This window comes from Actinomycetota bacterium (genome assembly GCA_035759705.1).
Taxonomy (GTDB): domain Bacteria; phylum Actinomycetota; class CADDZG01; order JAHWKV01; family JAHWKV01; genus JAJCYE01.
This window is the reverse complement of sequence record DASTUJ010000050.1, coordinates 1-10,173: the sequence shown is the minus strand read 5'-3', so window position 1 is coordinate 10,173 and position 10,173 is coordinate 1. Positions and strand designations below refer to the sequence as shown.

The following is a 10,173-nucleotide window of genomic DNA, read 5'->3' as shown; positions in this document are numbered from 1 at the left end:
GGTGGTGGGGTTCCCAATAGTCCTCAAGCCAGGGCTGTGAACTCCCAACCTGTACCGGGCTCGCCGGAGTCCAGAATGGCGCTACGAACGTTGCACGACCGCCGTCCTTATCCAGATCGACCAGATCGCCGATCAACGAGTCAACGCCCGCAAAGAGCCAACTCCTTCCGAGCCTAACCCCCTTCAGGTGAGTGAACCTGCCCACTAACGCCGGCTGCCCTATGTCCAAGATTGAGTCAATCCGTAAAGCTGGCAGATCTTCGAGTTGAGTCACTCGTTCTCCTCGTTGGGAACTCTAGAGCGTGCACAATCCATGCGGCGTTTCGATCACTGCCGTCAATCGCGGCGCGTTGTCGCTCTCGATCGCGAAGGAGCCCTCGAGCTTCAACTTGCGCAAGACATTCCAGACGCGCTCCGCCTGCGGGTGGCCGGCTGCGATTTTCACGAGGCGGCAGCCGCGATCCGTCATGCGGCTTGCCGGATGCGCCCCTTCTTTCCACTGGATCAGTGTGGGCATGACGCCGTCGAAGGGCAGCGATCCGTCAGCCGGAATCGTGATGCGCCACTCGAGTGTGCCGCGCGTCATCGGCTCGATCACGCCGCAGCCCGGACAGGCACGCGCTGCTGCGTTGATGTCGTCGACGCGTACTACCCACGTGGCAAGCCGCGGCGGTGCGCCGGAACCAAGGGCGTCGAGCCCGAACCAGCGAGAGCGGCCGGGTTTAGGCGCAAGCGGTTTCACCGCAAGCACTTCGAGATAGGCCGTGTCGCCGAGCTTCAGAAGGCGATTGTGCGTGCCCATCCGCCCGTGCTCGCCGCCCGGCTCGAGCTCGACGCCGAGCGTCTCTCGGATATAGGCCGCGCCCGCGTTACGTACCATCGAAATACTCCGCTTGCTCTTCGGCTCTACCCCTAATGAGCTGTTCATGTGATTCGCCTGTGGTACTCGAAGAGTCCGCAACCAACAGTTGAATGACTTCCTCGATCGCTTCCCTCGGCATCATTTCGTCTTCTACACGCGGCTAGAGCCGTCCCGAAGCAAGAATCCGTTTCAGGAACGTGCGGGTCTGCTCCTGTTGCGGGTCGGTGAACATCTGCTCCGGCAGGCCCTTCTCCACTATCCGGCCGCCGTCCAGAAAGGCCACCTGGGTGGCGACCTGGCGGGCGAAACCCATCTCGTGGGTGGCGAGCAGCAGCGTCATGCCCTCCTTGACCAGGTCCCGCACCAGGTCCAGGACCTCGCCGACCAGCGCCGGGTCGAGGGCGCTCGTCACTTCGTCCAACAGCAGCAGGCGCGGCTGCATCGCCAGCGCCCGCACTATGGCGACCCTCTGCTGCTGGCCGCCGGAGAGGCGGTCGGGGTAGTCGGAGGCCTTGTCGGCCAGCCCGATACGGTTGAGAAGCTCGGCTGCCCGTTCGTTCGCCTCTTCTTCCGGCAGCTTAAGCACCTGCCTCGGCGCCAGCGTGACATTTTGCTGCACGGTCATGTGCGGGAACAGGTTGAAGCTCTGGAACACGATCCCCACCTTGCGCCGCAGGCGGTTGAGGCTCTCCTCCTCCTGGACCACCTCGACGCCGTCGACGGTTATCGACCCCGAGTCGATCCGCTCCAGGCCGTTGATACAGCGCAGCAGCGTCGACTTGCCCGAGCCCGATGCGCCGATCAGGCACACGACCGAGTGCTCCTCCATGTCCAGCTCGACCCCGGCCAGGACCCGGTTGCTCCCGAAACTTTTGTGCACGTCCCCGATCTGAAGGAGGGCGCTCATCCCGCAGCCCTCATCCTCTTCTGGTCCCGGTCGACCAGGTAGTCGGTCAGGCGGGCCATCGGGATGGTGATGATCACAAATGAAAGTCCGAGGCCCACCACCGGGGAGAGGTTGAAGCGGTTGCCGGAGAAGATCCGGGCCCGGTTGAAACCCTCCAGCACCCCGATCAACGACACCAGCGTCGTGTCCTTCTGCAGGCAGATGAAGTCGTTCAGCAGGGGCGGGATCACCTTGCGCACCGCCTGGGGGACGACCACGAACCGCATCGTCTGCCGCCTCGACAGCCCCAGCGAACGGGCCGCTGCGCTCTGGCTCCAGTGGACCGCGTCGATTCCCGACCGGTAGACCTCGGCGACGTAAGCGCCGTAGATGAGGGTCAGCGCCAGCACCCCCAGGCTGAACAGCGACAGGTTGGCGAAGATCGGGATACCGGTGAGGGGCAGCCCGAAACCGACCAGGTAGATGGTGACCAGAGCGGGGAGCCCCCGGAAAAAGTCGAGGTAGCCGATGGCCAGCCAGCGCATCGGGGCCGCCTCCGGGCCCGGCGCCGATCGGGCGAGGGCCACCACCAGGCCCCAAACGAGCACCAGCGCCTCGGCAACCATGAACAGCTTCACGTTCATCCAGAACCCGGTGAGGATGGACGGCAGGCTCTCGGCGAGAATCTCGCGGTCCAAGAACGTGTGCCCGAAGCGGACGAGGCCGTCGGCCGAGGTGATGAGAACCACCACCAGGCCGGCGGTCAGCGCCAGCAACAGGGCTCTGCGGGGACCGCGGCGGGCGGGAGGCGGCTCCCCGAGCGCCGGGCCCTCGGGCTTCGGCGGCCGGACTATCGAGGGGACCAGGGGGAGCCCCTATGGGATCTCGATGTAAGGCACCTTGGTGGGGTCCCCGCCCAGCTCGGGCTTGAGGAACTCGTCGCTCAGTTCGGCGGTGGTTCCGTCGTCGATCATTTCCTGCAGGTGCTCGTCGATAGCTTCCCGGTTGGGCGAACCTTTCGGGAGGATTCCGCCGTAGGCCTCCCCGGACTTGAACTGGGCGACCACCTCGAAGGGCGATCCGGGCTCGGCCGCCTGTCCGAGGACGATGGCGGTGTCCAGCAGCACCGCATCCACCTGGTTGGCCTGCAGCGCGGTGAAGGCCTGCGTCGTCTCCGAGTAGACCCTGGTCTCCTCGGCCGGCTGGATCTGTTCGTCGACGAAGCTCTGCCCGGTGGTGCTCGCCTGCACGCCCCACTGCAGCGCCTTGGCGGCGGCGAGGTCGGAGACGTCGGTGCCTTTCCTCACCAGTACGCCCTGGTCCGAGCTGAAGTAGGGGACCGTGAAGTCGACCACCTCGGCCCGCTCGTCCGTGATGGTCACTTGCGAGAGGGCGATGTCGAAGTCCCGGGCCTGGCCGGCCACCAGGGCGTCGAACGATACGTTGACCACCTTGACGCCGTCCAGACCGAGCCGTTCGGCCAGCTCGGTGGCTATGCCGTACTCAAACCCGCCTTCGATGGCCGAGGGGTCGTCGCCGTTCCAAAATCCCGGGGCCGGCAGGTTGGTTGCCACGGTCAGGACGCCATCTTCGACCGGGGAGAACCCTCCCTGCGTCGTGGTCTCGCTCGGCTCCTCGGATCCGCCGGCACACGCAGCGGCGGCAAAGGCCAGAACGATCAAAATGCGTGGCAGCTTGTTCATCGCCGACCCTCCCACTAGGTTGCGATGAAACCTACACCCGCGACCAAAAATGGTCTAGGCGATCGAGGAGCCCACCGGCAGGTAATCGGTGCCCACGAACTCGTCGCCCTCGAACTTCAGGGTGGTGACCGACGCCCTCTGGCAGGGGACCTTGGCCCGCCACGGCGGTTTGGGGTTCTTCTCGAACATCAGGCGGGCGACCAGGACCGGCGTCTGGTGGGAGACGGCCACCACGTGCTCGCCGGGGTGCTCCTTTCGCATCTGCGCCACCGCCTGCGCCATCCGGGCCCGGATGCTGACGTAGGGCTCCCCCCACGACGGGCGCATCGGGTTCAGGAAGTACCTGACGTTTGCCGGGTTCTTGAACAGCCGGCGGTCTCCGGGCAGCCCCTGGAGGTGGGCTTCGGACTCGATGATGTCCTCGTTGACCTGAACCTCGAGCCCGTGGCGTTCGGCGATGGCGGTGGAGGTCTGCATCGCCCGGGTCAGCGGGCTGGAGTAGACCGCGGCAAGGGGCGTGCCGGCGAAGTGCTCTCCCAGCGCGGCGATCTGGCGCAGCCCCCGCTCGGAAAGAACCCAGCCCTCCAGTCGGCCGTACCAGATGTTGTCCGGGTTCTCGACCTCGGCGTGACGAACCAGATGGATGAGTGTTTGGGTCACTTGTTCCCGGGCTTTCGGAGAGTGGTGGCGGAATCGCAATATAACGCCCGCCCGCAAGGTAGCCTCATCGCATGGACTGGGACGGGCTCACCTGCGTGATCACCGGCGCCTCCAGCGGCATCGGCAGGGCCACCGCCCAGGCGTTTGCCAAACGCGGAGCGACCGTCGTTGCGGTGGCCCGCCGGGAGGAGAAGCTGGACGAGCTCGTTAACGAGCTGGGCGGCGAACCGCACTCCTACATCGTGTGCGACCTCTCGCAGCCCGAACAGATCCGGGCGATGGCCGAAACCCTTGCCGCCCGCACTCCCAAGGTAGACGTGCTGTTCAACAACGCGGGCATCCCGGGGCCGGGCATGATTACCGAAAGCAGCTTCGAGCAGATCGAGGAGTTCTTCAAGGTCAACCTTCTGGCGCCGATCTGGTGCATCCAGGCACTGTTCCCGCTGATGGCTCACGCGCCCCGGGACGGCCACACCCCGGTGATTGTGAACATGGCTTCGATGGCCGGCCGGATCCCCATCCCGAGCTCCGCGCCCTACACCGCCTCAAAGTACGCCATGGTCGGCTTCAGCGAGGCGCTCTGGGGCGAGATGCACGACAAAGGCATCCAGGTGATGGCGGTGTGCCCCGGCTTTGTGCATACCGAAGGGTTCCCGATGGATGCGCTGCTGAAAGACCCGTTCTTGCGTTGGACGGTCATGGACGCCTCCCGGGTTGCGGAGGCAACCTGTCATGGGATCGAGTCGGGGAGCAACGAGGTGCGGGTGCAAGGCTGGTGGAACGTCGGCTACTACCTGACCCTGCTGATGGGTCCCCTGCGCCGGCGGGTGTCGCACAAAGTGTGGAGTTCGAGGAACCCGAACAAGCGGGTTCAGGTCTAGTCGCCGGGTTCGTTCAGGGCGACGAACGACCGCGCCTCTTCGGGGCCGGTGGCGTAGCGGCGGAACAGGTAGTCCCGGTGGCTCATCGGGTCGAGCTCGGGGTCGTACTCGATGGGCCGAAGGTTCAGAGACCACCCCTGGTCCGTGACCTCGAGGAAGGTGTACCCGAAGGGCCAGTCGCTTGCCGAAGCAAGCTCGAAGACCGGTACGTCCTCTAAGTAGTTGAGGTGGCACCGGTGGGAGTGGCCGGCGAAGATCGCCTTAGCGCCGACCCGGACCGCCAGCTCGGCCAGGTGCGCGGTGCTTGCCTGGTCCAGGCCGAAGACCAGCGGCGGCACCCCGAGGAACGGGTAGGGCGGGTGGTGCAGGACGATGAAGGTCGGTCCTTCCGGCTCGAGCGTTCGTATCCACTCGATGGTCTCGGGAGAGAACGTACCGCCGGGGACCGTCTGCGGAGGGGCGTCCTTGAACTCGCCCATCATCATGTCGAAGGGCGGGAAGGGGGAGCGCCGGGGGTCGGCCGAGTCGATCACGATCACCCGGACCCCGTTCTGGGTCCTGACGCCGTAGGGCTTTCCGTCGAAAGCGGCCTGGAACCGCTCCATGCCGAGCGACTGCTCGCCCTCGCCGCCCCACAGGTCGTGGTTGCCTAGGGTGACCATCACGTCCAGACCGGCTTCGTCGAAAATCTTGCGGGCGAGGTGAAAGTGCTCGGCGTCGCCGTTCCGGGTCAGGTCACCGTTGGCCACCACGAACTCCGCGCCGTCGGCCGCCATATGCCGGAGAGCGGTGACCAGGGACTCGTTGGTCTCGGTCAGGCCGACGTGGGGGTCGCCCAGGATTGCGAAGCGGGCGAGAACGGTGCCCGGTGCCTTGCGCTCCTCGGCCTTCGGCCACTCACCTGGCGGGGGAGCCGTGAGCCGGCCCGACATCAGTGCCATGTTGACCTCATCCAGCTCGGTCTGGCCGAGCTCGACCAGTCTGGCGTGGTCCTCCTCGGAGAGCAGGAGTTTGGTGTGGGCGTCGATGTAGGCGCCCAGGCGCTGCAGGAAGATCATGCCGAGGGCGCCCATCTCCTCGTCGGTCCCGGCGACCTGGCCGAGGAACGCCGAGTGGAGGGTGGCGTAGTTGGGGACGATACGAACCCCGTCGTCGTGGCACGCCTTGGCGAGGATCCGGGCCCGGGCGGCGGTCTGGACCCCGGCCTCGTCCTGCCCCCGGCTGGCCATTACGGCGGAGCGTGCCGCTTCCACCACCCAGCACGACAACAGCAGATCTGAAAGCTGGCTCACCTCTCGACCGTACCAGCACCTTCGTCCAACTGCTTCTCGAATGACGCCCGGGACCCGACGAAGACGTTCAGGTCGACGAGTGTCTCGACGCCCTCCAGGCGCCCGGTTCCGGCGTACTGCCAGAACAGCAGGTTGGGGTAGTCCGACTCCGACGGGCGGAAGACGATCTCCCTCATCCAGATAGGCACGCCGTCGAAACCGCCGCGGACGATGCGGTTGTACGACTCCTTGGTCACGTAGAGGATCGGGGTCCTGCCGTCCTCGGCCCGCACGATCTCCACGAACCTCTCGAGTTGGGTGCGGATCTGCTCCTCGGTCTCCCACTTCGTGCAGTTGCCCGAGAACTCCACGTCGATGGCCCGGGGCAGCTCACCGGCCTCCGGCGCCGCCGTCAGAAAGTTGCGGGCCTGCGCCTCACCCGGGGTGCAGAAGGTGAAGAAGTGGTAGGCGCTCCTCGCTACCTGCCCTTTCGCCTCGCTCCAGTTCTCGGCAAAGCGGGGATCCCGCAGGTCGGTGCCCTCCGACGCTTTCATGAACGCGAAGTCGATCTCCGAGCCGGTGGCCAGCGCCGGCCAGTCGATCTCGTTCTGGTGCCGGGAGACATCCACCCCTCGGACGGGGTAGTCGTCCCGGGTCGGGTACTGGATGCGGACGTAGCCGTTTTGAAACCCGACGAAGAACAACGCGGCGATGACAAGCGTGACCGGGAAGAGCCGCAGCAGCGCCGCTCGCAGGCCCCCGGCCTTGCTTTCCACGGAATCCGTCACGCTCAAGCCTTTCCGCAGCTCGACCCCCAAACTAGCCGGCGCGGTTCAACCTACCCGCCGGGCGCCGTTTTTCGCGTTTCTGGCAAGATGAGCGCAAATGCCGAAGGCCAAGCCACCCACCGACTGGGATACCTACTTTCTCGACCTGGCGCGCCAGGCGGCGACCCGGTCCAGCTGCACCCAGCACCGCCACGGCGCGGTGATCGTGTCGAACCGGCACGTCCGGTCGACCGGCTACAACGGGACTCCCTCGGGCCACGCCAACTGCGGCGAGGGGGGGTGCCCGCGGGGCCGGAAGGGGGATGCCACCCTGCCGTGCCTGGGGCTGCACGCCGAGGCCAACGCGATCCTCTACGCCGACCCCCACCAGCGCGAGGGGGCCACTTTGTACATCACCGGCCCGCCGTGCCTGGAGTGCGCCAAGCTGATAGCCAACTCCGGATTGCGGGAGGTAGTTGCGCCGCACCCGGAGAACGGCGAGGCCGACCTGGTGAAGGAGTTCCTGCTGGACTGCAAGGTCCGGGTCCGCTTCATCCGGCAGGGCGTCTAGAGCCCCGAAGGCGGTTACGCCGGTTCGGTGATGTTGGCGACCGAGGTCCAGCTGCGGCCCAGGAACAGCGCCATGCAGCCGGCGGCTTCGTCGTCGCCGGTGACCACGTATGGGTTGCCCAGGAACGTGTTGACCGTGGTCGAGGCACCAGCCTCCAGCCGGATCGGAGTGAGCTCCCTTACCCCTTCCTGCCCGAGCTCGAAGATCTTCACTGCACGGCCGGTCAGGTTCCGGAAGGTGATCTCGGTTTCCTGAACGTCGGGCACCGAGACGAACGTCCCCTCGTTGCTGCACGCCAGGGCCTGGAGGACAACCGGCCCTCCGACCGGCTGGGATTCGTAGGTCCTCACGCACCTGAAGTCGGACGGGGCCCAGGCCGACACGCCGGCATCGTTGCGGGCCCGCACCTTGAAGCAGGCCTCGGAGTTGGGGGCCAGACCGGTCCAGATGAAGCCCTTCTGGTTGGATTCGGTCGTGCGCCGCTCCGCCGGATCGCCGCTGCGTTCGATTACGAACCCGGACTCGTTGTCCGACTGGTCACGCCACCTCAGGCGCACCGAGGTGTCGTCGATGGCCGTTACCAAGAGGTTGGAGGGTGCCGAAGGCTTGACAGCCGCCGATAGGCCGGGCGCCGAGTCTGCGCCGTCCTCCCCCGCGGCCATGCCGGCGGTCGGCGTGCCGGAAACTGCGGGGGTCTCTGAATCGGGCGACGAGTTCGCGCCGGTCGCGCCCGGCTCACCGGAGGTCGAGGACTTGGAGGAGGCCCCGGGGGCCGGCGACTTGGTGGAGCTCGGTTTTCCGTCCGTCGCGGATGTCCCGGCGGCCGAGGAAGCCGCCGACCCGGTTTCGGAGTTCGCGGTCTTTCCGGATGAAGGAGCGTCCTCGTCCTCGGGGTCGGCCGAGAAGAAGATCGCCAGCGGGCCTCTCGGCTTGCCGGCGTCGGCCAGGCTGGCGATCGGAGCTATCTGCGGAAGGAGCAGCAGGACGGCGAGGACCGCGGTGACAAATCCAATGGTGTTGATCCGGGCGCCCAGCGGCACGCCGAAGGGGCGGATCCGGGGCATGCGCCGCATGACGGCCGGAACGGTGATGAGGTTGCGCCAGGGAGCTCGGCCGGATTCCGGTCCGTTCACCAGGCGCTCCTCGGCGTCGGCCAGCTCGTAAAGGGCCATCTCACGGACGTTCGCCGCACGTTTGTTCACCCGGTTCCAGAACGGCCCGGGGAACACCGGGACGACCTCGGCCTCGAGCTGCTCGTCCAGCAGGTCGTGCTCGGCCCGGAGGAGCTCGTCGAGGGTGAGGTCACGGACCTGTTCGACCCGGCTGTCGACCGTGGCCCAGAACTGGTTGTCGAACTCGGGAGTTTTCACCTGCTCGCTCAACGCAGGTCCTCCGCGCCGTCGGCCAAGTCTTCACGCAGTGCCCGGAAGGCACGCTTGAGGTGGGTCTTCACCGAAGCAACCTCCACGCCCATCCGGCGGGCAGCCGAGCTGCGGTCCATCCCCTCCAGGTAGCAGTAGGTGATGGCTTCCCGCTGGCGCTTGGGGAGGGTCTTGACCGCCTCTTCGATGACCAGGCGTGAGAGCAGGCGGTCCGGGTCGTGGCCGTCGCGCTCGGGGCGCTGGTCGGTCCACCACTGAAGGCGCTTGCGCTGGCGGTTGAGTCCCCGCAGCTTGTTCTTGGCGAGGTTCTTGGCGACCGTGGTCACGTAGCTCTCGTTGTTGCTCGGGGGCTCGAAGCGCGCAAGCAGGGTGATCATCGTTTCGCTCGCAACGTCCATTGCCTCCGAGTGGTCCTTCAAGATCTGAGTTGCTATGCCGTATGCGATCCGGGCCAGAGCCTCATGTTCGGGCCGAGCTAGCGATTCGGTCATCTTTTCCGGCTGGTCTCGTCGCGCTGCAGAAGGAACTCCTTCAATCGCGTTCGGACCCGAGGGGTTGCCCATTGATAGATCGAACACCATAAAGACGGCACGTGGGGGACATTTCCCGGAATAAAGGTGAGGCGGGCTCGATTTAACTAATTAGAGGTCGAAAAATTGGACGGCTTGTACCCCACAAAGACCTCCGGCGGTGTTTGTAGATACACAACGACAAAAATCAAGCATTTTGAAGCATTGCGGAGGCCAAGGTCATGACCTGGATTCAAGTAGCACTGGCAATACCGGCAGCATTCTTCGTCTGGACCTTGGTCCGCGATTTCCGAGCCGGCCTGAGCGAGGAGCGCCTGTGGGGCGACCCCGAGCTCGAGGAGAACGGCAGCTTTGCCGACCGGCCCGAGTGGGAGACGACCTCCTGCAAGGTCTACGATTTCCGGCCGCCCCGGTCCAACCCCGGCGTCCTGTCTCAGCTTCCCCTGGACAAGGAAGCCTGAGTCCAACCGTCCCTCCCTCGAGCGGCCTTGTGCCGCTCGGGGGAGGATGACAAATTCCGAGGCGCCCCTTTTTGGGGGCGCCTTTGTTTTTTAACTTTTTCCGGCCCGGCTGTCGAAAATCAGTCCCCCCACACGTTGCTGGACGCAGCATGTGGCTGCAAAAAGGGATGGAAGTGGCTCATGAAATACCTTTTGATTC

General features: G+C 65.7%; 13 protein-coding genes. 3 read left to right on the top strand and 10 right to left on the bottom strand.

The features are described 5' to 3' along the window. The 6 genes from VFV09_03220 to VFV09_03195 form a co-directional block, all read right to left on the bottom strand. On the bottom strand, positions 1–274 hold a 274-nt coding region (locus VFV09_03220), incomplete at its 3' end, for a hypothetical protein (protein HEU4866718.1). Positions 275–295: 21 nt separating this feature from the next. Then, positions 296–928 (bottom strand): VOC family protein, encoded by a 633-nt coding sequence (locus tag VFV09_03215; GenBank protein HEU4866717.1) that lies wholly within the window; start codon positions 926–928, stop codon positions 296–298. Positions 929–1,022: 94 nt separating this feature from the next. Beyond that, positions 1,023–1,769, bottom strand: a complete 747-nt coding sequence (locus tag VFV09_03210; protein HEU4866716.1) for an amino acid ABC transporter ATP-binding protein — start codon at positions 1,767–1,769, stop codon at positions 1,023–1,025. Further along, a complete protein-coding gene (locus VFV09_03205) occupies positions 1,766–2,524 on the bottom strand; it encodes an amino acid ABC transporter permease (protein HEU4866715.1) in 759 nt (252 codons plus the stop codon). The genes VFV09_03210 and VFV09_03205 overlap by 4 nt, the downstream gene beginning before the upstream one ends. Positions 2,525–2,623: 99 nt before the next feature. Then, the gene (locus VFV09_03200) at positions 2,624–3,451 is read right to left on the bottom strand and encodes an ABC transporter substrate-binding protein (protein ID HEU4866714.1); all 828 of its coding nucleotides are present in this window, start codon (positions 3,449–3,451) and stop codon (positions 2,624–2,626) included. A gap of 54 nt (positions 3,452–3,505) precedes the next feature. Next, entirely contained in the window at positions 3,506–4,111 is a 606-nt protein-coding gene (locus VFV09_03195; GenBank protein ID HEU4866713.1) for a histidine phosphatase family protein, read from the bottom strand. 71 nt (positions 4,112–4,182) lie between these two features. On the opposite strand from VFV09_03195, the gene VFV09_03190 reads away from it, so the two are divergent. After that, a complete protein-coding gene (locus VFV09_03190; GenBank protein HEU4866712.1) occupies positions 4,183–4,992 on the top strand; it encodes an SDR family NAD(P)-dependent oxidoreductase in 810 nt (269 codons plus the stop codon). Here the strand turns inward: VFV09_03190 and VFV09_03185 are convergent. Both VFV09_03185 and VFV09_03180 read right to left on the bottom strand, forming a co-directional pair. After that, on the bottom strand, positions 4,989–6,284 hold the full coding sequence (locus VFV09_03185) for a metallophosphoesterase (protein HEU4866711.1): 1,296 nt from the start codon (positions 6,282–6,284) through the stop codon (positions 4,989–4,991). The two genes, VFV09_03190 and VFV09_03185, sit on opposite strands and share 4 nt — an antisense overlap. After that, positions 6,281–7,039 carry a GH25 family lysozyme gene (locus VFV09_03180; GenBank protein ID HEU4866710.1) on the bottom strand — a complete coding sequence of 253 codons (759 nt, stop codon included), beginning with the start codon at positions 7,037–7,039 and terminating at the stop codon, positions 6,281–6,283. Before VFV09_03180 ends, VFV09_03185 begins: the two co-directional genes overlap by 4 nt. 109 nt (positions 7,040–7,148) lie before the next feature. On the opposite strand from VFV09_03180, the gene VFV09_03175 reads away from it, so the two are divergent. Beyond that, positions 7,149–7,601 carry a dCMP deaminase family protein gene (locus VFV09_03175; GenBank protein ID HEU4866709.1) on the top strand — a complete coding sequence of 151 codons (453 nt, stop codon included), beginning with the start codon at positions 7,149–7,151 and terminating at the stop codon, positions 7,599–7,601. Positions 7,602–7,615: 14 nt separating this feature from the next. Here the strand turns inward: VFV09_03175 and VFV09_03170 are convergent, their stop codons facing one another. Together VFV09_03170 and VFV09_03165 are read right to left on the bottom strand one after the other, a co-directional pair. Next, positions 7,616–8,983 (bottom strand): fibronectin type III domain-containing protein, encoded by a 1,368-nt coding sequence (locus tag VFV09_03170; protein ID HEU4866708.1) that lies wholly within the window; start codon positions 8,981–8,983, stop codon positions 7,616–7,618. Then, complete coding sequence (locus VFV09_03165) at positions 8,980–9,474, bottom strand: RNA polymerase sigma factor (GenBank protein HEU4866707.1); 495 nt, start codon at positions 9,472–9,474, stop codon at positions 8,980–8,982. The genes VFV09_03170 and VFV09_03165 overlap by 4 nt, the downstream gene beginning before the upstream one ends. Before the next feature lie 260 nt (positions 9,475–9,734). Here VFV09_03165 and VFV09_03160 point away from each other — a divergent pair, with 260 nt between their 5' ends. Further along, a complete protein-coding gene (locus tag VFV09_03160) occupies positions 9,735–9,974 on the top strand; it encodes a hypothetical protein (GenBank protein HEU4866706.1) in 240 nt (79 codons plus the stop codon). Positions 9,975–10,173 lie beyond the last annotated feature (199 nt).

Bases quoted from the DNA above. Each gene is read 5' to 3' on its own strand.
- VFV09_03215 (HEU4866717.1), bottom strand. From the start codon at position 928: ATGAACAGCTCATTAGGGGTAGAGCCGAAGAGCAAGCGGAGTATTTCG.
- VFV09_03210 (HEU4866716.1), bottom strand. From the start codon at position 1,769: ATGAGCGCCCTCCTTCAGATCGGGGACGTGCACAAAAGTTTCGGGAGC.
- VFV09_03200 (HEU4866714.1), bottom strand. From the start codon at position 3,451: ATGAACAAGCTGCCACGCATTTTGATCGTTCTGGCCTTTGCCGCCGCT.
- VFV09_03190 (HEU4866712.1), top strand. From the start codon at position 4,183: ATGGACTGGGACGGGCTCACCTGCGTGATCACCGGCGCCTCCAGCGGC.
- VFV09_03175 (HEU4866709.1), top strand. From the start codon at position 7,149: ATGCCGAAGGCCAAGCCACCCACCGACTGGGATACCTACTTTCTCGAC.
- VFV09_03165 (HEU4866707.1), bottom strand. From the start codon at position 9,474: ATGACCGAATCGCTAGCTCGGCCCGAACATGAGGCTCTGGCCCGGATC.
- VFV09_03160 (HEU4866706.1), top strand. From the start codon at position 9,735: ATGACCTGGATTCAAGTAGCACTGGCAATACCGGCAGCATTCTTCGTC.